This window comes from Limnobacter alexandrii, from assembly GCF_005871185.1.
In the GTDB taxonomy this organism is placed as follows: Bacteria; Pseudomonadota; Gammaproteobacteria; order Burkholderiales; family Burkholderiaceae_B; genus Limnobacter; species Limnobacter alexandrii.
Genome location: NZ_SWKN01000006.1, coordinates 1 through 21,289, shown reverse-complemented (window position 1 = coordinate 21,289; position 21,289 = coordinate 1). Strand labels below are relative to the sequence as shown.

The window sequence follows — 21,289 nt, the reverse complement described above, 5'->3', positions numbered from 1 at the left end:
TAAAGCCAGGCGGAGACTGCTTGGCTTATTTCAGCCGGATCAATTTGAGTCCATCCGGAAGTTTTGGTTTGCTGCCGTTTGGCACCCACAGGTAGCCAATGCCATCAGGCTGCGCTTTGAGTGCGGCAAAGAGTTCTTCCTGATTTCCAACCTCTGTGGGAGGCGTGCCTTGGCCGGTGTATCGGCGCACGTGCCAGTAGCCGGTGTAATCCAGCTCGTTCAAATTCATGATGCGTTCTAAAAATGCATCGCGGTCTGTTGTGCCCGGCGCTGAATTCAATGGGGTCAGGCGATGGCCATTTACTTGGCTTAAGCGTCCTTTGTAAATGCTGCGCAACTCGCGTTTTGCAATCTCATTGATGGGGAGCGACGCGGATGAAACCACATACACTTCCGCTGAGGCTGCCCCTACCACGCCAAGGATTAAATACAAGCCAATCGATGCCGTGGCCCTGACAATCCTGGAGACGCGCGCACTCATTGCCACACCCAGTTGTAGGACACGCTCAGGAAATTGAACGTTGTGTTGGGGATGCGGTTGTCTGACAGTTGCGGCCGGTTGCTTTTTTCAACCACATGCTGAAGCTCGAGTTTGATTGAACTCGAAGCGTCAAGATTGTATTTGCCACCAATCGCGAAAGAGTACTGATCGTCGAATTCAGAAATGAATCGTCCGTAGCTTCCGTACACTGCGTGTTGTTCAAATACTTTGCGCACCAGAAGGAGGTTCGCGCCATGCTCCTCAAACTTGGGCGCCGATTGCGTAATCCGCGGCAATCCACTGCCGGTGATGATGCCACTTTGGGACGTGGCCAATTCTGTTTGACTCAACTCTCCGCGCAAGGTGTACAGGTCCCAGCGATACTCGGCCCCAAGATTGGTGAATCTTGCGTTGGCGTCCAGTCGACCATCGGTAAGCTGAACACCATTGACCTGAGTCAACACACGATCCACTTCTGCACCGTGGTGCGCAATTTGGATTCGATATCGTTCGCCCTGCACGCTTAACACCAGTCCAGCAATTTCAAACGAATTCAGCGGAAAGTCCTGATTAAATCCAGCAAGCCGTTGAACAATGTCCCGGTTACCAGTAATCGCTTGAACTCCCCAATATCTTCCGCTGGCGTCCTCAAAGTTGTAGTTCGCCGAAAAGCCATCGATGGAAAGCACGCCCGCGTTGAAGTAAACCTCCGGGCTGAGGTTGGCTGGTACATAGGTGTGACCAACATCCAGGTTCTCTGAATCGAGGTAGTAGTTGAGTCGTTGCCGCCCCAGTTTGAAATGCCAGTTGTCGTTGGGCTTGTATTTCAAGAATGCCCAGCGGTTGTCAAATTCAACACCTTCGTCACGTCTTTGCTTTGGGGCAACAACATACTGGACCGTCGCGCTGAATTGCTCGGTCAGCTGAACATCCAGTTGTGCACCCAAAATCGAGTTGACTTTGAAGGTGCCGTCTTCATCCACGAAACGCAGGTACTTCCGTTCGTTGTCACCTTGCGTGTATTGAACGGTTCCAAATCCACTGAGTGAATAGTCCACGGCCAAGGCCTGCCCATGGGCAAGCGCAAACCCCGACACAAGCGCGACGGCTTTCAGCAGTTTGTGAAAGGTGATGGCAAAGTTCAAAAGCAGGCTCAATACATATTATTTTTAGAGTGTGGTCATTATCAGGTGCTTGCAGGTCTGAAAACAATCAAAGACCAAGGCGTTCCCGATTCTTTGTCGACAAAAGGCGACACCAATATTTCGCAGGGGGTGTAGGTTCCACTGTCTGTTTCATATCGGGTTTTAATCGTGAGTTTTTCGCGCTTGAGCAAATGCACAAGTACTTTTCGGAAATCTCGAAGGGGCAAACGGTCTGCAATCAAGGGATAGGGGTTGCGCCCCAACCATTTTGACACGGCCTGTCCGGTTACATTTTCAAAGGCTGAGTTCAAGTAAATACACTGAAATGACGTAGGGTTACTGCCCAGGTCATTGGCCACCAAAATTACTTCGTTGATTTGCTCAATTGCAGAGCCCACCATGAACAGATCCCTGTACATCGATTTGCGCGAGGTGATATCGCGCAGTAGAACAGTCATTCCTTCATCTCGTGGCAAAAATTTGAATCGCAACCAACGCTCTGTTCGGGCATTGAAAAACTCAAAGTCTTTGGCGTGACCTTCCCGTTTTAATGCTGCCTGGCGTTGACGCAGTTCCTGCGTGTCCAGTGTGGGTAATACATCTGCAATTGCCGCTTGGTGAACAAATGCCTCCTTGCCCAGAATCAAAGGCCTGGCCAGCGCATCAATAGACTCTAGTTGAAGCGCCTCATTCAGCTCAAAAGTCCCGTCGGTCAAAGTGTTCAACACCTGGTTCAGGCTTTTGCTTTTGCGAGACAACTCTTGCGCGAGATGTTTGGTATGCGTGATGTCCTCGACGGAACCGTACAGACCACTGCTACCACCCAAGCCGTTGCTGATTGGTTGAAAACTGAAGCGAAACCAGCGATGACCGGTCAGGCGATCCAGGTTGACCTCACATTCAATTTTGGCTGGGTGGCGATTGTTGATGCATTCAATCAAGGTCGATGCCATGTTCTTGCCAGTTAATTTGCCCAACAATTCTGTTAACTCAAATATGCTGCCCAAAGGCTGATCATGGGCTTTACAGATCAACTTGAATTGTTCGCTCACTTTCAGCAGGCCGCTGTCCACATGGTAAAACCAGGTACCCAGGCCGCCCAGCTTTTCCGTCATGTTCAACAGGGTTTGGTCAAGCAGATTGCGGTCTACCATGGTCGACTCGTTGACCATCTTGGTGTACGTCAGTACCAAGGCTTTACGACTGGTTTCAACGCCTGGGGCAGGTCGCTCAATGACAAATCTCGCCCATGCGGGTTTGTCGCCCGGTAATCTGATTCTGGCAAATACTCTCTGCTTCAGGCGAGTGCCAAGCACGGTTTCCATGCCTCGAACCAGATCGTCCCTGTCCTCTTCATAAATGAAGTCCAGAATGGACTGGTTATTTTTCAGTCGATGAAGTTCTGCGTCATCCACCTGTCCAAGTTGCACCAACTGGTAATTCAGATCCAGTACAAGTTTGCCGCGTGTTGATTCAGCCAGAAAACTCATTGCCGTGGATTTCAGCATGTCCAAGGGGTCAGGCCTGCCATGCAAGGCGGCAGGCGGCAATTGCGCTGATATGGCAATCTTCTGAATCAGTCCTACGGTCAACGCCTCGCCTTCTTCTTCGGGTGAGGTGTAGGTTCGTTCTTTCAAAGTCAGCAGGCGGCCATTGGGCAACTGAATTTGGTATTGGAATGTTTGTCCGTCGCCAGTTTGTCTTGCAAGTTCAACATCGTGCCGATGCTCCCTCACCACCAAATTATTGAACCAGGCCCAGTTGATTCTGGGGCTGTTGCTCAGGCAAAGCCAATCTTCCAGGTTGGGCGACAATGCAATGAAATTATCGTCGCCAACTCGTCGCCAGCTGGCATACGACGATTCACGACCCGAAAAGTCACTGCGGTGGCTGTCTTGAAAAATCGACTCACGAGAGCGGTTTTCCAGCGCGTTTTGATGCCGGTTCGCCAGCGAAACTTCAACCAGCGCCGCCATTGAGCTCGCCATTTTGATTTCGGCGCTGCTCCAGTTTCTCGGGCTGGTGTCAATCAGGCAAAAAGTACCCACTCTGGCCCCGGTCGGGGTTTTGATCGGTACGCCCAAATACGCCCGAATCCAGGGTGAACCACTGACCAGCGGGCTGTCCCTGACACGCTCATCCTCGGTGCAATCCGGGATGACCATGGGTTCATCTTTTTTGATCGTGTGGGTACAAATTGAAATATCGCGTGGGGTTTCGTCCGCGTTCAGGCTGTTAAAGCCGCGTCGGGCTTTGAACCATTGCCGATCCGAGTCGACAAATGAAACAATGCAACTCGAGCAATTGAAGGCAGACACGCCTAAATCAACTACTGCTTCGAAACCCTCCTCGGGTTGAGTGTCCAGAATTGCGAGTTGGTACAGCTCGGCCAGTCTTAAAGCCTCGGCCACCTCATTGGGCTTGGTCATGGATCCATTCAGTGCTCAGTGCGGCGTTGTGAAGCAGGGCGTGGCGCCACTCTTGATTTAATTGTTGTGAATCAAGTGTAACAGCTAACGAAAGCGCTGAAATAGCGTTGGGAAATACAGTAGGGGGGCTCCCCTTTCTAGGCGTACCAGAGTGGTACCGGGGGGTGGTGGTGGCCGAGGACAGAATCGAACTGCCGACACAAGGATTTTCAATCCTCTGCTCTACCGACTGAGCTACTCGGCCACGCGTTTTCGGTGGTGTTCACTACCGAAGCCCGCAAGTTTATCCGAAACTTTCACGTTGCGCAAACAAGAAATGCAAAATCGCTGTAGCATGTTTAATAATTCATCACGCCGGTCATTGAGAGTCCATGAGCAATCCAGCAAGCACGCAGTCCCAGAATCACGATGTCGCCATTATTGGTTGTGGCGTTGTTGGGCTGGTGGCCTCGCTGGTGTTGGCCAGTGCTGGTTTCAAGGTGTTGGTGGTGGGTGCTCGTCCCCCCCAGTTTCAGCCCAATCCCGATCAACGTTTTGATCCCCGTGTATTTGCCCTGTCGCATCGCAGTCAACGGGTGCTGGACCGCTTAAGGGTGTGGGACAACATCCCGAGCGAAAAAGTGCAGCCTGTCACGGAGATGCAGGTTTGGGGCGATTCCAGCGGCGATGCGCAAGGCCATTTGCGGTTTAATGCCAGTGACACCGGGGTTGATTACCTCACCTGGATTATCGAACAAAGCTGCCTCTATGATGTGCTGTTTGCGGCCATGCGTTACCAGCCGGGCATTGATTGGCTGGATGCAAGGGTGGAAGGTCTGTCCCGCGAAAAAGAGGGTTGGGCGGTGGTCACGAACCTGAAAACCGTGCGTGTCCCTTTGCTGATTGCCGCAGACGGTGCGCAAAGCGAAACCCGCAAGCAGGCTGGTCTTGATTTTCCGCTTGATGATTACAGTGCTGAAGGCGTGGTTACCACCTTTGCCATCGAAAAGCCGCATCACGGCGCTGCGCGTCAATGGTTTGCTGGCGATTCGGTCTTGGCCATGTTGCCCTTGCCTGGCCCGCATGTCTCCATGGTGTGGTCTTTACCACTGTCTCAGTCTCAGGCTTTATTACAACTCGGCTCCTCTGACCTGGTCAGCCGAGTGCAATCCATTTCGGGCGGTGCAGTTCAAGAACTGTATGGCGATTTGGTGCCTGTGGGTAAAACATATGCCTTTCCGCTCAAGCACGGCGTTGCGCCGGTGTGGTTTGACAACGGTGTTGTGTTGATGGGCGATGCCGCCCATGTTATTCACCCTCTGGCTGGGCAAGGGTTGAACCTTGGCTTGGAGGACGCAGCCGAGTTGGCCAATTTGCTCACCTCGCGCAAGCGCCTTTTGGCTGTGCAGCGCTTGGGGCTGGCTGATGAACAACTGTGGCGCGCCTGGGAGCGCCGCCGCAAAGCGGCTTGCACGCCGGTGCATTTTTTGACCGATGGCTTGCACACCCTGTTCAGGCTCGACTTGCCGGGCGCCGCCTGGGTGCGCAACAAAGGCATGCACCTTGTCAACCAGTTACCCATGCTCAAGCGTTGGTTGTCTCAGCAGGCCATGCGGTAAATTCACCCTTAAATTCCTGGCGCAATGAACAAATTGCCTTCGAGCGTGTCCTAAATACAATTCATCATTTTTACCCAAGCAGGCCTATGAAATTTAATCTCCCTTTGTCCCTTCGTAAGCGCAGCGGTGCTGTTGTTTTCTCCGTAATCGCTTTGTCAGCAGGTGCCTGGGCTTTGTCCCAGTCGGTTCAGCCAGTGCAGGCGGCGGCAAGCAAATCTCAGGTCGATCGCATCACCGCTGCTGTGAATGAGTCTTTGGGAGCTTCTGGTGTCAAGGTAATTTCAGTGAACGACATTGAGTTCATTGATGGTTTGTTTGAAGTGGTGGTGAACCACAACGGTACCAAGAAAATCATATATACCAATGCTAGCGGAAGTCACATGATTCTGGGTGAGTTGCTTGAAAGCAAATCCATGGCCAATTTGACAGAGGCCCGGCTGGACAAACTCAATGCGATCAATTTCGAGAAAGACTTGCCTTTGGGCCTTGCCCTTAAAACCGTGTATGGCACGGGAAGTCGCAAAATTGCTGTGTTTGAAGATCCGAACTGCGGATACTGCAAACGCTTTCGCAAGGAAACTTTAACCAAGCTGCAGGACACCACGGTATACACCTATGTGTATCCGGTTTTGGGCCGAGACTCAGTAGATAAAGCGCAGAAAGTGATGTGTGCCAGCGACAAGTCGAAAATGTGGGATGACTGGATGCTGAAAGACCAGTCGCCCACGGGCAACGGCAATTGCAACCCGCCTATCGAAGATCTGGTCAGCTTGGGGCGTGGAATGGGTGTTTCTGGCACACCTACTGTGTTTTTCCAGGACGGCACACGTGTCAGTGGTGCCATCCCTTCTGCTGACCTGAATCGCCGCATTGCAGCGGCATCACGGTCTAAGTAACTATTTCGGTTCCGGGGGCCTAGCTCCCGCCTTCGGGCAGTGGCGTGCCCTTGGGCCAAATCAGCCACATCTTCAAGGGTTGGCGAGTCAGGCCAGCGGCCGCGCCTGCCTCCTCCCCAGTTCCCCAAAAATAGTCGGCACGTACCCGTCCCCGAATGGCACCACCTGTGTCTTGTGCCAAGGTGCCCTGCGCAATCGGCATGTTAGTCACCGGGTTACTGGATTCAATCCAGATCGGGCTGCCATAGGGTATCTTTTCGCGGTCGATGGCCAAACTGAGTTTGCCGGTCAAGGGAACGCCCATTGCGCCCACCGGGCCTTCCTGCGGGCGAAGCACTTTGTTTTCCTTGAAAAACACCACGCTCGGGTTGGCATTCAACAAATCGTCAAGCTTCCCTGGGTTGGCTTTCGCCCAGTTTCTGATGCCGGGGATGGTGGCTTGTGCGGCAGTCAGTTCTCCGCGATCCACCAACACTTTGCCAATGGATTTGTAGGGGTGGCCGTTTTGCTCCGCATAGCTCAATCGAATCACGCTGCCGTCCGGCAAGGTCACCCGGCCTGAACCCTGAACTTGCAGCAAAAACGCGTCCAGTTTGTCATCCACCCAAACAATCGGTTTTTCGCGATCTGGTCCAAGGCGCTCCCATTCTGCCCTGTCAAAAAATGGAACCAGCGTGTTGCCTTGCAGGCGGCCACGCAGGCGTTTTCCTTTTAACTCGGGGTACTGTTCATCCAGCTTCACTGTGATCAGGTCAGCGGGTACGCCGTAAAGTGGCGCATTGTAATTGCCTTGTGCTTTGCGCGCGCCCTTCAGCATGGGCTCAAAGTAGCCGGTCAGCAAACCTTCTTTCTTGCCGTCTTCTTGCTGAAACTGCCACACATCAAAGTTGGCTTCCATCCAGATTTGCGCGGGCAAAAGCGCATTGCCGCTCAAATTCTGTCGGGCTTTGCGGCAAGCTTCCAGCAGACCGGTGGGTGTGGCTTTGCGTTTGGCCAAGGCATTGCCATTGACTGAACATTGCTCTGCAAATGCTTCCAGAAAACGGCCATGGTCGGCGTTGCTCCATCCGGGCAGGCTTGAGAAGTCAGACTTCACCAACAGGGGCAAAGCCGGTTTTTCGTCTTTTTTCTCGGTTTTGGCCTGTTTTTCTCCAGGCGGGCATGAACATTCCGCCGCTTTCGGAGTCGGAGCAGTAGCGCATCCAGATAAAATCAGGGCAGCCAGCACAGTGCTGGGCCACCAACAACGGAGTGGATTGAACATGTGGTTACTCATTGCAGAAATGGTTTTGGCTTTGGGCCTGATCGTGTTCATCATGTGGTGGACTTTGAGGGCCAGGGTGGATCATCCGGTCGAAAAGTCCGAAAAAGAATCATCCACCACCGAGTCGCCCCCAAACAAGGATTAGTGCAACACCCGCGGCATTGACAGTAAAAACTCGGGCACAGGCACATCAAACTGTTCGCCACCTTCACCCACAAAGGTGTATTTGCCCTTCATGGTGCCCACAGGGGTAGGCAGTGGGCACCCGCTGGTGTATTCAAAACTTTCGCCTGGGCGCAAGGTGGGTTGTTCGCCCACCACTCCGTCACCTTTCACTTCCTGAACAATGTTGTGGGCGTCGGTAATAATCCAGTGGCGGCTTAGCAATTGTGCGGTTCGCTCACCCACATTCTCGATTTCAATGGTGTAGGCGAACACATAAGGGCCTTTGTCTTTGTCACTTTGCTCTTCCAGAAACTGGGTGCTGACTCGAACTTCAAACTGATACGGTGACGGGCTGCTCATGCGGTGTGGCTTGTGAATGTTGCTCTGAATTTCAAGTATGACTTCAAACCCTCGATTTCACAAATCCGAAGCCGCTAGCGAAGCCATTTACCTGGGGTAACTTCGTTTAAACTCTTGCTTTGATTTGTGAATTCTCCATCGAAGGCCAACCATGAACCCGTTTGTAATCGCTCCCAGTATTCTTTCTGCTGACTTTGCCCGCTTGGGCGAAGAGGTGAAAAATGTGATTGCAGCGGGCGCAGACTGGGTTCACTTCGATGTCATGGACAACCATTACGTGCCCAACCTCACCATTGGTCCTTTGGTGTGCGAGGCCCTGCGCCCCCACACCACTGCAATGATTGACGTCCACCTCATGGTTCGCCCGGTCGATCGAATCATTCCCGATTTCGCCAAGGCGGGCGCAAACCTGATCAGTGTTCACCCCGAAGGCACCGATCACCTCGACCGCACTTTGGGCCTGATCCGCGATTCAGGCTGCCAGGCGGGCATTGTGCTGAACCCAGCCACCCCAATTTCCTGGGTCGATCATGTCATGGACAAGCTCGATCTTATTTTGGTGATGTCGGTAAACCCTGGTTTTGGCGGTCAAAGTTTCATTCCACAAGCTTTGGTGAAGCTGGCCGAATTGCGCAAACGAATTGATGCCCATGTGGCCAAGGGCGGTCAAAACATTCGCCTTGAAGTGGATGGCGGCGTGAAGCCTGACAACATTGCCCAAATAGCCCGGGCAGGTGCGGACACCTTTGTGGCCGGCTCCGCCATTTTCGGCAAGCCTGATTACAAGGCAGTGATTGATCAAATGCGCGCAGAACTCGCGACTACGAGATAAACAACCATGACCAAGCAAGCAGTATTGTTCGACCTGGATGGCACCCTGTTGCACACAGTGCCTGATCTCGCCGCAGCGGTGAACGCCATGCTGGTCGACTTGGGAAAACCTGTTTTACCCGAAGAAACGGTGGCCGTGTATGTGGGCAAGGGCGCTGAAAATCTGGTCAATCGAAGCCTGACCGGCAGCATGACCGAAAAGGCCTCGCCTGAACTGTATGCCCAGGCCATGGCCAACTGGCAAAATCACTACACCCACATCAATGGCAATCACTCGGTGTTTTATCCCGGTGTGAAAGAAGGGTTGGCGTTGTTGAAAAATGCGGGCTACAAGTTGGCGGTGGTGACCAACAAGCCCGAGCGTTTCACCCACCCTTTGCTTGAACGCACTGGCATTGCCCATTACTTCGAGGTGGTCGTAGGCGGAGACACCTGCCCTGTGAAAAAACCCGATCCCATGCCAGTGACTCACGCCTGCAAGTTGCTTGGTGTTGAGCCTTCTCAGGCCTTGATGATTGGCGATTCCGTGAACGACGCACTTGCTGCAAACGCAGCCGGCGTAGAGTGTTGGCTGTTGCCCTACGGTTACAACGAAGGGCGATCAGTTCACGATACAACATGTGATGGCATCGTGAATACAATCGAAGAAGCTGCACAACGCCTGCTGGGCACACGGGTACCACAATGATTTCTCAAGCCGAATTTGATGCATTTGCTGCGCAAGGTTACAACCGCATTCCATTAATCGCGCGTTGCTACGCTGATCTTGATACGCCCTTGTCGGTGTATTTCAAACTGGCCAACAAGCCCAATACTTTCCTGCTTGAATCGGTGGTGGGCGGCGAACGTTCTGGCCGTTATTCCTTTGTCGGTTTGCCCTCCAGTATCACCATCAAAGTGGTTGAACATAGTGTGGTTGTGCAACAGCAGCATGCGGACGGCACACTCGAAGCACTTGAAACATTCAATGGCGACCCGCTGCAATTCATCGAGCAGTACCATGCCCGTTTCAAGGTGCCGCCTGTCAAGGGCAGCCCCCGGTTTTTTGGTGGGCTCGCCGGGTATTTCGGTTATGACACTGTGCGCTACATGGAGCCACGTCTGGAGGCCAGCCGAAAGGCGGATGATCTCGAAATCCCCGATATTCTCCTGATGTTCACCGATCGCATGGCGGTGGTCGACAACATTCAAGGCACCATTCAGCTCATCGTGTTCGTTGACCCCACTCAAACCAATGCGTACGAAGAAGGTGTTGCCGAAGTCAAACGTCTCATGGCGCAGCTTCGCCAGCCCATCGCCATTCCGGTCTCAGGCAGCAGTGAAAGCACACCGATTGAACGCAGCATGAGCAAAGAATACTTCTTTGACATGGTGGCCAAATCCAAGGAATACATTGCCGCTGGCGATGTGATGCAGGTGGTGCTGGGCCAAAGGCTCAGCAAGCGCTTCACGCAAGATGCACTTATGTTGTATCGCGCATTGCGCTCCCTGAACCCGTCGCCATATCTGTTCTATTACAACTTTGGCAGTTTTCAGGTGGTGGGTTCATCGCCTGAAATTCTGGTTCGGCAAGACCAAGTCGAGGGTAAAGACCCTCTGGTCACTTTGCGCCCCATTGCCGGTACCCGCCCGCGTGGCAAAACACCGCAAGAGGATTCGGCTCTGGCTGAAGAGTTATTGGCCGATCCCAAGGAAATTGCCGAGCATGTCATGCTGATCGATCTGGCCCGCAACGATGTAGGCCGAATTGCACAAGTCGGTTCAGTGCAGGTCACCGAGAAAATGATCATCGAGCGCTACTCTCATGTCATGCACATTGTCAGCAATGTGCAGGGCGACTTGAAGCCAGGCATGGGTGCTATGGACGTACTGCGCGCTACGTTCCCGGCGGGCACATTGTCTGGCGCGCCCAAGGTACGTGCCATGGAAATTATTGATGAACTCGAGCCCACCAAACGCGGTGTGTATGGCGGTGCCTGCGGCTATCTCAGTTTCACTGGCACCATGGACGTGGCCATTGCCATTCGAACAGGCGTAGTAAAAGACCAAACGCTGTACGTTCAGGCTGGTGCCGGTGTGGTGGCCGATTCTGTTGCCGAAAGCGAATGGCTTGAAACTGAAAACAAGGCGCGTGCGGTGATGCGTGCGGCAGAGTTGGTGCAGGCTGGCCTGGACGGCGAGTTGAACTGATTCAAGCAGAACGGACAATTCCCCCGGCTGGGTAGCTATCATCTTTACGACTTATTCATAACCTGAACTCTTGAATTATCAATTCAGCTTGGGGTGGTTATGAGATTGTTGGTCGTAATGAATGAAGGCGCAGTGAAGCACAGTTGGGTCGATTCAATTCGGCCGCACTGGCCCGGTACGGTCGAATTGTGTCAAACGAACACCGAAGCACTTCATTTGCTCAACGGTCCTTATTTTTTTCCGCTCATGGCCTGTCAGGCCGACAAGGAAACCATCTTGCGGGCGCGCAATCGCGGCGTACAACGATTCGTGATTTTGCCTTGCGATGCAGCTCAACTGGTTCAGGAAATCAACGCCAATGTTTTGGGGCTTTCCAGGGCGCAAGGCCGTGAGGCCCAGGTGCAACTGCATGTCATGAATCAAACGCTGAACAGTTTGTGCCATGGGCCGGTTACCCACAGTCAGCTTCAGTGGCTTAAACAACGTTGCACAGGCGATCATTTGCTTCTGGCGCGTGCTGCCATTGATCAGGTTTTAAGGTACATGGACCGGCCCAATCCCAAAACCGCAGAAATCAAGAATGCATTGCTTGAATTGTCCAGCCAGGTTCAATACCGGGTGGATCGGGTGTTGTCACTGCAATACGCTTGAGTGAGGGCAGGTGGTGTCGGGTGCATGTGCTAAAATTTTGGAAAATCAAGCACATCTACCCCACATTCTTCTTCAGGCGCAGGTTCACCATGCTGTTGATGATCGACAATTACGACAGTTTCACCTTCAATCTCGTCCAGTATTTTGGCGAGTTGGGTCAGCAGGTGCATGTGGTCCGCAACGACGCCATCACAGTCGATCAAGCCATGGCGCTCAAGCCCAGCGCAGTGTGCGTGTCTCCCGGCCCCTGTTCACCCGCGCAAGCCGGTGTGTCCATTGAAATCATCCAGCGCATGGCTGGGGTTGTGCCCGTATTGGGCGTGTGCCTGGGGCATCAGGCCATTGGGGAGGCCTTTGGTGGCAAGGTAGTTCGGGCAAAAACCATCATGCACGGCAAAACATCCCCAGTGCATCATCAAAATGTAGGCGTGTTCGAAGGTTTGCCCAATCCTCTAACCTGCATTCGCTATCATTCCCTGGCCATCGAGCGTGAAAACCTGCCCGATTGCCTGGAAGTCACCGCTGAAACCGCCGATGGCGAAATCATGGGCGTGCGCCACAAAACACTCGATGTTGAGGGTGTTCAGTTTCACCCGGAGTCCATTTTGAGTGATCGCGGCCACGATCTGTTGAAAAATTTCCTGAAGCGAGTCAAGTCGCCCGTCGCGGCCTGATTTGTCGGCACTACACGTACCCAACCTTTACCCTAACCAGCCAACGTCATGTCGCAGCCATTTAATTACCCCGCCACTTTGAATCAACTGCTTGCCGGGCAAGACTTGTCGCATGAGCTCACCCGCAATGCATTCCAGCAATTGTTGAGCGGCGGCCTTACCACAGCTCAAATTGCAGGTTTGTTGGTGGGTTTGCGTGTCAAAGGCGAAACCGCAGAAGAAGTGGCTGCAGCCGCGCAAGTCATGCGCGACCTGGTTACGCCGGTTGAACTGCCCGCCGGTACCGAGGCGGTCGATTTGTGCGGCACGGGTGGCGACGGTGCGCAAACATTCAACATCTCGACTGCCTGCATGTTTGTGCTGGCAGCTGCGGGTGCGAAAGTGGGCAAGCATGGCGGTCGCAGTGTGTCCTCCAATTCAGGCAGCGCTGATGTACTTGAATTGCTCGGGGCCAATATCAATCTGAAGCCAGCACAAGTTGCAGAATCAATTGCCAAGGTGGGTATCGGATTCATGTTTGCGCCAAATCATCACAGCGCCATGCGGTTTGCCGGCCCGGTCCGCAAAGAACTGGGTGTGCGCACCGTATTCAATATACTCGGTCCACTGACCAACCCTGCCAACGCCAAGCGGCAGGTCATGGGTGTGTACAGCGCCAATTTGCTGGAATTGCAGGCTGAGGTGCTCCGGCGCCTGGGGTCTGTTCAAGCGCTCATCGTGCACGGCGAAAATGGCATGGACGAGCTTTGTATTGAGTGCGACTCAAAAATTGCTGAGCTACGCGATGGTGAAATCAGGCACTACAGCATCAAGCCTGAAGACTTCGGTCTTGCCCGCGCCTCGCACAGCAGCCTGCACGCGGGTTCGGTTCAAGAGTCCCGGGACAAAATTTTCCATGCATTGAATGGCCAGGGCGGTGCAATCAGCGACATCGTATTGCTCAACAGTGCAGCGGGGCTGTACACAGCAGGAATAGCTGGCAGCCTGAAAGAGGGTATTGATGTTGCACGCGCAACGGTGTCCAGTGGCGCGGCAATCCGCAAACTCAATGAATTCGTCGACTTCACCAAGTCGATTGAGCAATAAGGCAGCAACATGAGCGACATTCTTGACAAAATTCTGGCCACCAAACGCGAAGAAATTGCGCAGGGCAAGCAGGTCTTGTCTGAAGTACAGTGGTTGGCCAAAGCTGCTCGTCTGGCCCCAACGCGGGGTTTCGCCAATGCCATGAAAACAGCGGTGGCCAAAGGCCTGCCCGCTGTCATTGCTGAAGTGAAACGTGCCAGCCCCAGCAAAGGCATTTTGCGAGAACCCTTCGATCCAGTCGAAATCGCCAAAAGCTATGCCGAGCATGGTGCAACTTGCTTGTCAGTTCTCACTGACATTCAATACTTCAAAGGCGCACCTCAATACCTCGACATGGCCCGCGAAGCCAGCGGTTTACCCTGCATTCGCAAAGACTTCATCATCGACACCTATCAGGTTGTTCAAGCCCGTGGTTTGGGTGCCGATGCCATTTTGTTGATTGTTTCTGCCTTGCAGTTACCTCAACTTCTGGAGCTTGAGCAATGCGCGAATGAGCTGGGTATGGATGTGCTTGTGGAAGTGCACGACGCACAAGAAATGGACATTGCCTTGCAATTGAAAACGCCCCTGATTGGCGTCAATAACCGCAATTTGCGAACTTTCGAAACGTCACTACAAACCACACTCGACTTGAAAGGTCGAGTGGGCCCGGAACATTTGTTGATCACAGAGAGCGGTATCTCAACGCGAGATGACGTCGCATTGATGCGCACCAACGACATTCACGCATTTTTGGTGGGCGAGGCATTCATGCGGGCACCCTCGCCCGGTCAGGCATTGGCTGATCTTTTCTACTGAAGCCAAGGGGCAGGAACTGTCTTGCCTTCAATCTGTTCTAGTTTCTTGATCGTCCATTCATTCGACGCAGGTTTTCCTGCCAGCAAATCAAACTCCATCAATCGCTCAGCGCGAAATCCAATTGCATGCACCTCAGTGCTTGGCTGGCTTGAGGCCAACAGCCGTTTGTAGTGCGTCTCAGTCAGTCTTTTTCCACCCATGGCCACCAGCAGATCGCCTGCTGAAATTCCGCTGGCATGGGCAGGGCTGCCATTGATCACCTGTTTCACCAACATGCCTTCTGGTTTGAATTGACCATGCAGGCCCAGGTAAATCTGTTCCTCATTTTGGCTTTGGCTTAATGTCAATCCATAGGCTTTTAGCGCATCGCCCAATGGCAGCTCGTCGGTGCTGTCTGTCCACTGTGCAATTTCCCGGCTCAATTCAATGCCTGTGGCTTCAAGCACCAAACGCGGGAATTCATCTTCGCGCAGGCCCTCGCCAGTCAAACCCTTTCGTTGCCACATCAGTCGCATCACATCGTCGAGGCTTTTTTGTCCTCCGGTTTGTTGCCGAATGGCTGCATCAATACACAGGGCCACCAACGAGCCTTTGGTGTAATAACTCACAATGGCATTGGGTGCGTTTTCATCTTGTCGGTAGTACTTGGTCCATGCGTCGAAAGAACTGTCAGCAACGCTTTGGTTTAAACGCCCCGGCCCCTTCATGACTTGTGCAATGTTCCTACCCATGCTTTTCAGGTAAGCCTCTTCATTCAGCTTGCCCGCACGTGCCAGCATCACATCGTCGTAATAGGAGGTGAATCCTTCAAAAATCCAAAGCAGTCGGGTGTAGTTCTCTTGTGTTAAATCATAGGGAACAAATGCAGCGGGCTTCATTCGCTTCACATTCCATGAATGAAAGTATTCATGGCTGCAAAGCCCCAGAAAGCCCTCGTAACCTTTGGGTGCTTTTTCAACGCCGCGTTGTGGCAGTTCACCGGCGTTGAAAAGCAAGGCGGTGCTGTTTCTGTGTTCCAGTCCGCCATATCCGTTGTCGGTCGCATGCAGCATAAATACATAGCGCTCGAAGGGCGCTTGCCTGGTCTCTGGTTCAAACAGCGCAATTTGCGCTTCACACACGGGTTTCAGGTCATTGCATATGCGCAGCAGGTCCAGGTCCGCATCCGCGCCGTAAACGGCGAACACGTGTTCAACACCAAGTGCAGTAAAGCTTTCAACTTGCAAGGCACCCATTTCTACTGGGTGGTCAATCAAGCTGTCAAAGTCAGCGGCCTGAAACTTCACCATACTCCCCGCCCGCAACACCGGGCAACCGTGGGGGTCTTTCAAAGTTCCCGCTTGGGTGGGTAAGCCGCAGGCAATCAGCCAGTCCGGCAAATTCTCTCCGGGTCTGGTGATGCTTAACTCAACTGGTGCGTGCTCAAACCCTTTCGGGCAAAGAAACAGGCTGGTGCCATTGAAAAAACCGTGGGTGTCATCCAAGTGGGCACCGCGCACTGACAGGTCCCAAGCGTACACTCGCCATTCGCACTGTATTAAAAGCGATTGGGAAACTGAACCAATCTGCGCGCCATCCACATGCACACGCCAGGTGTCTTTTCTTTCCCGGGCGCATGTGGTTTCAACATGGCCAACACGCGCTCGCACAAACAGGACGTTCTTTGCAAACTCGCGAATCAAGTAGCTACCAGGAATCCAGGCCGGCAAGCTGAGGTCAATCCAGCGCTCCTCATCCTTGCCCTGTAGTTGTTCCCTGGCAATTTCAAATTGCAACTGAACATCGAAGTAGTGGCCTTTCGGGTCTGCCACCGCGACCTGGTAATGCAACATGGTCATTGTCTGTGGATTAAATTTTAATCAGTACTCGGCCAGTGTGTGTTCCTGCCATAATTTGAGCGGCTGCCTCAATGGCACCTTCCAGCGAAATGGTGTGCGACAGGCGGTCCAGCTTTTTCAAATCAAGGTCAGAAGCCAACCTGCGCCACGCCTCCTCTCGAACCGGCAGTGGTGCCATCACAGAATCAATACCCCTTAAGGTGACACCCCTCAGAATAAATGGAGCCACTGACGAGGGTAGGTCCATGCCCTGGGCCAAGCCACATGCAGTCACTGTGCCACCGTATTTGGTTTGTGCACAAGCGTTGGCAAGGGTGTGCGATCCTACACAGTCCACCACACCGGCCCAACGCTCGCGTTGCAAAGGTTTCCCGGGTTCGCTCAACAGTTTGCGATCCATCACCTCGCTGGCACCCAAGCCTTTCAGAAAGTCGGCTTGATCAGGTTTCCCACTGGTGGCCACCACGGTGTAGCCCAGCTTGCTCAACAGCGCAATGGCAATGCTGCCGACGCCGCCGGTTGCGCCTGTCACCAAAATCTCACCGTGCTCGGGTTTCACGCCGCCTTTTTCCAGACCCAGAACGCACAACATGGCTGTGTAGCCAGCGGTGCCAATGGCCATCGTTTGGGCTGCACTCAAACCTTCTGGCCGTTTGATCAGCCAGTCGCCTTTTAATTTCGCTTTTTCGGCCAGGCAGCCCCAATGAGTTTCGCCCACGCCGAAGCCGTTCAAAATCACGTCATCGCCAGGTTTGAATCCCGGATGGGCGCTTTCCAGCACAGTGCCAGCACCGTCGATGCCCGCCACCATCGGCCACTGGCGCACCACAGGCGACTTGTTACAAATGGCCAGGCCGTCTTTGTAATTCAGTGTGGAGTGGGATATTTGAACCAGCACATCGCCAGATTCGGGCAGCTGGCTTTCATCCAGTTGTTCAACACTGGCTTTGAATTCGCCCTGTTCGTTTTTCTGAAGAAATACCGCCTTAAACATACTTGTCCCTTCCTTGCTGTTGATCAGTCTTGAAACAAGACTACACCATTAGACAAAGCAGGCGGTTGTCAACAATCCAAGAATTGCGCCCAATGTGAGGTGGTTTCTCAAGCGCAGGTAGGCATCAAACGCTTTCATGGGCTTTAAAAAACGTTGGTCCACCAACCACACCAAAGCCAGAATCAGCGCGAGAATCCACAAGGTGAATTCAGGCGGCGAAAATGCACCGGCCAACCAGGCCAAAAGCGAGGGCGTCACGCCCCAGATAAAACTTCGTGTTTCAAATTCTGCCTGATCCAGCCCTGCGAGGTAGGCAGGCTGATCCTGGCTACTCAGTGAAATGGCCAATCCCCAATGCACCGCACCCAAAAAGGAAACAATGCACAGTGCGTACACCAGGTTGTAGTTGGCCAGTTTCGCGGCAGTTTCAGTGTCACTGTAAATTCCTGTCAGCACGGCCAGGCCTATAAAAGGAATCAAACCTGCGTAGCCAAGAACATTCATCCAGTGGGTTTTCAATGCTTGTGCCATCGTCAATCCACCAAAAGACCGCCATGCACGGCTTCTTCCAGGCTGCCTGCCATCATGGTTGCCTCTCTGTAAAAACGTGAAAAACTTTGCTGAAAACGGGGTGGGTTTGGCAGAAGCTTGTCTTCCAGCCTCCATCGAACCGGAAAACATCGCCCCATGGTCAAATAGCCTGAATTCAAGGTTTCTTTCAACTCAAACTCCGCACCTGTTTGAATAAACCGTGCCAGCATGTTTGCGCAGTGTCCAATGTCATCCGTATTCACAATCCAGACTTGGTCGCAACCGGTTTCCATGGCATTCAGCACGAAATCCCATCGTTGTGTGTTCCAGGGGTGCGCTTTGTGAAATGCGCACTCAATTAGCCCCACGCGCAACTCGCCGCTTTGTGTCAAATCAAAACAGGCCTTCAAGTCCCAGGGGTGAACCAGATTGATCTTCTTGAAATTGCTCATCAGGGAGCTGCCAGACTCGACCCCAGCCTGTTGTCGAAGATCCACCGTCTTGCGCTTCAGTGTGTCGCTCAACAGTTCGAGATCAAAGTCATGGCGAATAGGCTCTTCCAGGCCCACCGCAGGCGCACTTTTTTCGCGCCCCACATCACGCTTGCTTCGCGCGATTGATTCAAGGTCTTCATAGTCCGTGTCGATGGCTGTGCCACTGCAGTCCCATTTCGACGCGTATTTCTTCACATTGTCCGAGTTGAACACGTAGGGCTTGTGGCTGAACGTACCTGCCACCCATTGCCAGCTCAGGTGGTTGGAAGCCAAATCGCCGTCCAACAGGTGGGCGTACATCCAGTCAGCACCCACTTTCCAGTGCACTTTGCGCATGTGTACGACATAAGAGGCAATCCACATTCGCACATGGTTGTGCAAGTAGCCCGTCTCGTAAAGCAGGGCCACACCAGCATCGATTGCTTCAACCCCGGTTCGGCCTTCCCGGATATCGTCCGGCAATTGTTGGTTGTATCTGCCCGACCAAACTGGTCTGCGTACATCACTTAATATGCCGTTGCCCAGTTCGGCATGTGCATGTTTGAAAAACTCCCGCCAAGCGAACTCAAAGATCAATTTGTCTTCAAAACTCAGGCGATATTTTTCTATCAGTATTTGGGTGGCTTCCCGAACACTTAAATAGCCATGGGTAATCCACGGCGACAAACATGTCACCGCCCCATCCAGAAAATTTCGGGTGCGACTGTAAAGTGCCGGGTCCACATTCGCCAGCGCATTCAATGCGGCACGGCGGCTGGGTTCAAATTTGTGGGGTTTCTGGTACTGCATGGCTGGCCTTTTATTTATCGAATCGGGTTTACTTCACAAGTGGGCGGATGTTCCGGAACCCCCCATCGACGTTCAATACAGCACCGGTCATCCGGCTGGCGCCGTCGCTCAACAACCAATGCATGGCCTGTGCCACTTCAGCAGGTGTGTTTACACCTTGCAGTGGATATTGCTTTGCACTGGCTGCCCGCATCATGTCGCTTTTTAGAAAAGCCGAGGCAATCGGGGAGTCTGTGAGACCAGGAGCCACCACATTGATCCGAATGTTGTCTGCCGCATGCGTGGCTGCCGCTGATTTCGCCAAGCCCTCAACCCCAGCCTTCGCGGCTGCAATTGCTTCGTGATTGGGTACGCCAATTCCAGTTGCGCAGGTTGAAACCAGAACGGCTGAACCACCTTGGCCTTGGGCTTTGGCTTGTCTCAAAAAGGCCCTCAGCCCATACATGGCCGAGAGCAGGTTGACCTGCATCACGTTGTCAATCTGAGAATCGGTGGTTTTGGTCAGCGGGGCCACCAGAATGGAACCCACACAATGCGCATAGCCGTTGACCTGTTTGCCCATGCTGGCTGCTGTTTCAAAGGCTCTGTCAACCGAGGCCGAATCACATGCCTGCGCTTCTACTATATGCACACCCGAGGTCTGACCGTACAACGCCTCAAGTACGGCGATATCTCGGCCTGCCGCAATCACCTCTTGGTCTGAATTCACGCACAACTGAATCAACTCTTGGGCGATCGCACTGTTGGCGCCCATTACAAATACGCACTTTGTCATTCTTTACTGCCTGTTTTGTCCAAAGTGCCCCTATTTTGTCCTAGACAAGAAATAAAGTCACGTCTTCCTTCAAAACTCTTTCCAGTCTTCAATTCCTCGAATTTGAGCGGTTAGACTTTCCACATCCCTATTAATAAGCAGGAGACTGACCATGACATATGAAACCATCCTCGTAGAAACCATCGGCAAAGTGGGCCTGGTGCGTTTGAACCGCCCACAGGTATTGAATGCACTGAATGATCAACTGATGAGTGAGTTGGGCGATGCCTTGATGGCCTTTGATGCCGACGACAACATTGGTGCCATGGTAATTACAGGAAGCGAGAAAGCCTTTGCTGCTGGCGCCGACATTGGAGCCATGGCCTCGTTTACCTATATGGACGTGTACAAAAGCGAATACATCACCCGCAACTGGGAAACCATTCGCAACGTACGCAAGCCTGTGATTGCAGCGGTGCGTGGGTTTGCTTTGGGGGGTGGTTGTGAATTGGCCATGATGACCGACTTCATCATTTGTGCCGACACTGCCAAGTTTGGGCAACCTGAAATCAAGCTTGGCATTATTCCCGGCGCTGGCGGCACGCAGCGCTTGCCGCGCGCAATCAGTAAAGCAAAGGCAATGGACCTGTGTTTGACCGGCCGCTTGATGGATGCTGCGGAAGCAGAGCGTGCCGGCCTGGTTTCACGTGTCGTGCCGGCGGACAAATGCCTGGATGAGGCCATTGAGGCCGCCACAGTGATCGCCGCTTATTCGAATCCCTCTGTAATGATGGCCAAGGAGAGCATTAATCGCGCATTTGAAAGCTCTTTGTCGGAAGGAATGTTGTTTGAACGTCGTATGTTCCATAGTTTGTTTGCGACGGAAGACCAGAAAGAGGGCATGACCGCCTTTGTTGAGAAGCGAAAACCCGATTTCAAGAACAAATAAAGCAGAATTTTTGGAATTAATTCGGAATTAATTCCATCAGAGATGCCTTAAACACAGCGGGCGCGTCAAAAAATTGAAATATTTTCAGGGTTCCTTCGGGAGCCTGTTTTTTGTGCAACTCTGAAAAAAATCCTTGTACGTCAGGGGCTTGTTTTCGTCGGCTTGTGGGGTGGTTGGAACACACTTTTGCTGTGTTGCAGAAAAATACAAATTTCTTCGCAAAAGTGTTTGACAGGTTTTGGATTGATGTGCATAATCTCGTTTCTCTGCTGCACGACAAGCAGCACGAAACGAAGCAAACAAGCGGTTCTTCAGGGTCTCAGGTGGTAACGAGACAGTAGTGAAGAGCGGCAAGGTTAGCAGAAATTTCGA

General features: G+C 52.8%; 22 protein-coding genes and 1 tRNA gene. 11 read left to right on the top strand and 12 right to left on the bottom strand.

Annotation, left to right across the window (positions count from 1 at the left end; translation table 11 throughout):
* Positions 1-25: 25 nt before the first annotated feature.
* The 4 genes from FCS97_RS00360 to FCS97_RS00345 form a co-directional block, all read right to left on the bottom strand.
* Positions 26-481, bottom strand: a complete 456-nt coding sequence (locus FCS97_RS00360) for a hypothetical protein (protein WP_138515559.1) — start codon at positions 479-481, stop codon at positions 26-28.
* Positions 478-1,626 carry a hypothetical protein gene (locus FCS97_RS00355; protein ID WP_138515557.1) on the bottom strand — a complete coding sequence of 383 codons (1,149 nt, stop codon included), beginning with the start codon at positions 1,624-1,626 and terminating at the stop codon, positions 478-480. The genes FCS97_RS00360 and FCS97_RS00355 overlap by 4 nt, the downstream gene beginning before the upstream one ends.
* Before the next feature lie 41 nt (positions 1,627-1,667).
* A complete protein-coding gene (locus FCS97_RS00350; protein ID WP_138515556.1) occupies positions 1,668-4,055 on the bottom strand; it encodes a GAF domain-containing protein in 2,388 nt (795 codons plus the stop codon).
* A 168-nt stretch (positions 4,056-4,223) separates the two neighbouring features.
* Positions 4,224-4,299, bottom strand: a tRNA-Phe gene (locus FCS97_RS00345).
* 127 nt (positions 4,300-4,426) lie between these two features.
* Here FCS97_RS00345 and FCS97_RS00340 point away from each other — a divergent pair.
* Together FCS97_RS00340 and FCS97_RS00335 are read left to right on the top strand one after the other, a co-directional pair.
* Positions 4,427-5,653 (top strand): FAD-dependent monooxygenase, encoded by a 1,227-nt coding sequence (locus FCS97_RS00340; protein ID WP_138515554.1) that lies wholly within the window; start codon positions 4,427-4,429, stop codon positions 5,651-5,653.
* An 86-nt stretch (positions 5,654-5,739) separates the two neighbouring features.
* Complete coding sequence (locus FCS97_RS00335) at positions 5,740-6,549, top strand: DsbC family protein (protein WP_138515552.1); 810 nt, start codon at positions 5,740-5,742, stop codon at positions 6,547-6,549.
* A 19-nt stretch (positions 6,550-6,568) separates the two neighbouring features.
* Here FCS97_RS00335 and mltA read toward each other — a convergent pair whose 3' ends face one another.
* A complete protein-coding gene (mltA, locus tag FCS97_RS00330) occupies positions 6,569-7,813 on the bottom strand; it encodes a murein transglycosylase A (RefSeq protein ID WP_171035100.1) in 1,245 nt (414 codons plus the stop codon).
* Between mltA and FCS97_RS16495 the strand changes: the two genes are divergently transcribed.
* Positions 7,812-7,958, top strand: coding sequence for a hypothetical protein (locus FCS97_RS16495; RefSeq protein ID WP_171035099.1), 147 nt, complete (start codon positions 7,812-7,814; stop codon positions 7,956-7,958). The genes mltA and FCS97_RS16495 overlap by 2 nt on opposite strands.
* Here the strand turns inward: FCS97_RS16495 and apaG are convergent.
* Positions 7,955-8,338 (bottom strand): Co2+/Mg2+ efflux protein ApaG, encoded by a 384-nt coding sequence (apaG, locus tag FCS97_RS00325; RefSeq protein WP_138515548.1) that lies wholly within the window; start codon positions 8,336-8,338, stop codon positions 7,955-7,957. The two genes, FCS97_RS16495 and apaG, sit on opposite strands and share 4 nt — an antisense overlap.
* Before the next feature lie 151 nt (positions 8,339-8,489).
* On the opposite strand from apaG, the gene rpe reads away from it, so the two are divergent.
* The 7 genes from rpe (at position 8,490) to trpC (ending at position 14,568) form a co-directional block, all read left to right on the top strand.
* Positions 8,490-9,170 carry a ribulose-phosphate 3-epimerase gene (rpe, locus tag FCS97_RS00320; protein WP_008253168.1) on the top strand — a complete coding sequence of 227 codons (681 nt, stop codon included), beginning with the start codon at positions 8,490-8,492 and terminating at the stop codon, positions 9,168-9,170.
* A gap of 6 nt (positions 9,171-9,176) precedes the next feature.
* A complete protein-coding gene (locus FCS97_RS00315; protein ID WP_138515546.1) occupies positions 9,177-9,857 on the top strand; it encodes a phosphoglycolate phosphatase in 681 nt (226 codons plus the stop codon).
* Positions 9,857-11,359 (top strand): anthranilate synthase component I, encoded by a 1,503-nt coding sequence (trpE, locus tag FCS97_RS00310; protein ID WP_138517737.1) that lies wholly within the window; start codon positions 9,857-9,859, stop codon positions 11,357-11,359. Before FCS97_RS00315 ends, trpE begins: the two co-directional genes overlap by 1 nt.
* A gap of 99 nt (positions 11,360-11,458) precedes the next feature.
* Entirely contained in the window at positions 11,459-12,010 is a 552-nt protein-coding gene (locus FCS97_RS00305) for a hypothetical protein (RefSeq protein ID WP_138515544.1), read from the top strand.
* 89 nt (positions 12,011-12,099) lie between these two features.
* A complete protein-coding gene (locus FCS97_RS00300; protein WP_138515542.1) occupies positions 12,100-12,684 on the top strand; it encodes an aminodeoxychorismate/anthranilate synthase component II in 585 nt (194 codons plus the stop codon).
* Between the two features lie 48 nt (positions 12,685-12,732).
* A complete protein-coding gene (trpD, locus tag FCS97_RS00295; protein WP_138515540.1) occupies positions 12,733-13,770 on the top strand; it encodes an anthranilate phosphoribosyltransferase in 1,038 nt (345 codons plus the stop codon).
* Between the two features lie 9 nt (positions 13,771-13,779).
* Positions 13,780-14,568 carry an indole-3-glycerol phosphate synthase TrpC gene (gene trpC / locus FCS97_RS00290; RefSeq protein ID WP_138515538.1) on the top strand — a complete coding sequence of 263 codons (789 nt, stop codon included), beginning with the start codon at positions 13,780-13,782 and terminating at the stop codon, positions 14,566-14,568.
* On the opposite strand, the gene FCS97_RS00285 is transcribed toward trpC, so the two are convergent.
* The 5 genes from FCS97_RS00285 to FCS97_RS00265 are packed head-to-tail and all read right to left on the bottom strand — an operon-like array spanning position 14,562 to position 19,989.
* A complete protein-coding gene (locus FCS97_RS00285; protein WP_171035098.1) occupies positions 14,562-16,400 on the bottom strand; it encodes a M61 family metallopeptidase in 1,839 nt (612 codons plus the stop codon). The genes trpC and FCS97_RS00285 overlap by 7 nt on opposite strands.
* Before the next feature lie 16 nt (positions 16,401-16,416).
* The gene (gene acuI, locus FCS97_RS00280; RefSeq protein WP_138515533.1) at positions 16,417-17,400 is read right to left on the bottom strand and encodes an acrylyl-CoA reductase (NADPH); all 984 of its coding nucleotides are present in this window, start codon (positions 17,398-17,400) and stop codon (positions 16,417-16,419) included.
* 48 nt (positions 17,401-17,448) lie between these two features.
* Entirely contained in the window at positions 17,449-17,931 is a 483-nt protein-coding gene (locus FCS97_RS00275) for a DUF3429 domain-containing protein (protein ID WP_171035097.1), read from the bottom strand.
* A 2-nt stretch (positions 17,932-17,933) separates the two neighbouring features.
* Complete coding sequence (locus FCS97_RS00270) at positions 17,934-19,214, bottom strand: FAD-binding domain-containing protein (protein WP_138515529.1); 1,281 nt, start codon at positions 19,212-19,214, stop codon at positions 17,934-17,936.
* A gap of 28 nt (positions 19,215-19,242) precedes the next feature.
* On the bottom strand, positions 19,243-19,989 hold the full coding sequence (locus FCS97_RS00265) for an SDR family NAD(P)-dependent oxidoreductase (RefSeq protein ID WP_138515527.1): 747 nt from the start codon (positions 19,987-19,989) through the stop codon (positions 19,243-19,245).
* Positions 19,990-20,140: 151 nt separating this feature from the next.
* Here FCS97_RS00265 and FCS97_RS00260 point away from each other — a divergent pair, with 151 nt between their 5' ends.
* Entirely contained in the window at positions 20,141-20,917 is a 777-nt protein-coding gene (locus tag FCS97_RS00260; protein WP_138515525.1) for an enoyl-CoA hydratase, read from the top strand.
* Between the two features lie 84 nt (positions 20,918-21,001).
* Here the strand turns inward: FCS97_RS00260 and FCS97_RS16585 are convergent.
* The coding region (locus FCS97_RS16585; RefSeq protein ID WP_212746414.1) for a hypothetical protein at positions 21,002-21,289 on the bottom strand (288 nt) is incomplete at its 5' end.

Coding starts and splice junctions, on each gene's coding strand:
- FCS97_RS00285 (WP_171035098.1), bottom strand. CDS start 16,400: ATGTTGCATTACCAGGTCGCGGTGGCAGACCCGAAAGGCCACTACTTC.
- FCS97_RS00350 (WP_138515556.1), bottom strand. CDS start 4,055: ATGACCAAGCCCAATGAGGTGGCCGAGGCTTTAAGACTGGCCGAGCTG.
- mltA (WP_171035100.1), bottom strand. CDS start 7,813: ATGTTCAATCCACTCCGTTGTTGGTGGCCCAGCACTGTGCTGGCTGCC.
- FCS97_RS00335 (WP_138515552.1), top strand. CDS start 5,740: ATGAAATTTAATCTCCCTTTGTCCCTTCGTAAGCGCAGCGGTGCTGTT.
- rpe (WP_008253168.1), top strand. CDS start 8,490: ATGAACCCGTTTGTAATCGCTCCCAGTATTCTTTCTGCTGACTTTGCC.
- trpC (WP_138515538.1), top strand. CDS start 13,780: ATGAGCGACATTCTTGACAAAATTCTGGCCACCAAACGCGAAGAAATT.
- acuI (WP_138515533.1), bottom strand. CDS start 17,400: ATGTTTAAGGCGGTATTTCTTCAGAAAAACGAACAGGGCGAATTCAAA.
- FCS97_RS00275 (WP_171035097.1), bottom strand. CDS start 17,931: ATGGCACAAGCATTGAAAACCCACTGGATGAATGTTCTTGGCTACGCA.
- FCS97_RS16495 (WP_171035099.1), top strand. CDS start 7,812: ATGTGGTTACTCATTGCAGAAATGGTTTTGGCTTTGGGCCTGATCGTG.
- apaG (WP_138515548.1), bottom strand. CDS start 8,338: ATGAGCAGCCCGTCACCGTATCAGTTTGAAGTTCGAGTCAGCACCCAG.
- FCS97_RS00340 (WP_138515554.1), top strand. CDS start 4,427: ATGAGCAATCCAGCAAGCACGCAGTCCCAGAATCACGATGTCGCCATT.
- FCS97_RS00360 (WP_138515559.1), bottom strand. CDS start 481: ATGAGTGCGCGCGTCTCCAGGATTGTCAGGGCCACGGCATCGATTGGC.
- FCS97_RS00265 (WP_138515527.1), bottom strand. CDS start 19,989: ATGACAAAGTGCGTATTTGTAATGGGCGCCAACAGTGCGATCGCCCAA.
- FCS97_RS00300 (WP_138515542.1), top strand. CDS start 12,100: ATGCTGTTGATGATCGACAATTACGACAGTTTCACCTTCAATCTCGTC.
- trpD (WP_138515540.1), top strand. CDS start 12,733: ATGTCGCAGCCATTTAATTACCCCGCCACTTTGAATCAACTGCTTGCC.
- FCS97_RS00270 (WP_138515529.1), bottom strand. CDS start 19,214: ATGCAGTACCAGAAACCCCACAAATTTGAACCCAGCCGCCGTGCCGCA.
- FCS97_RS00305 (WP_138515544.1), top strand. CDS start 11,459: ATGAGATTGTTGGTCGTAATGAATGAAGGCGCAGTGAAGCACAGTTGG.
- FCS97_RS00315 (WP_138515546.1), top strand. CDS start 9,177: ATGACCAAGCAAGCAGTATTGTTCGACCTGGATGGCACCCTGTTGCAC.
- FCS97_RS00260 (WP_138515525.1), top strand. CDS start 20,141: ATGACATATGAAACCATCCTCGTAGAAACCATCGGCAAAGTGGGCCTG.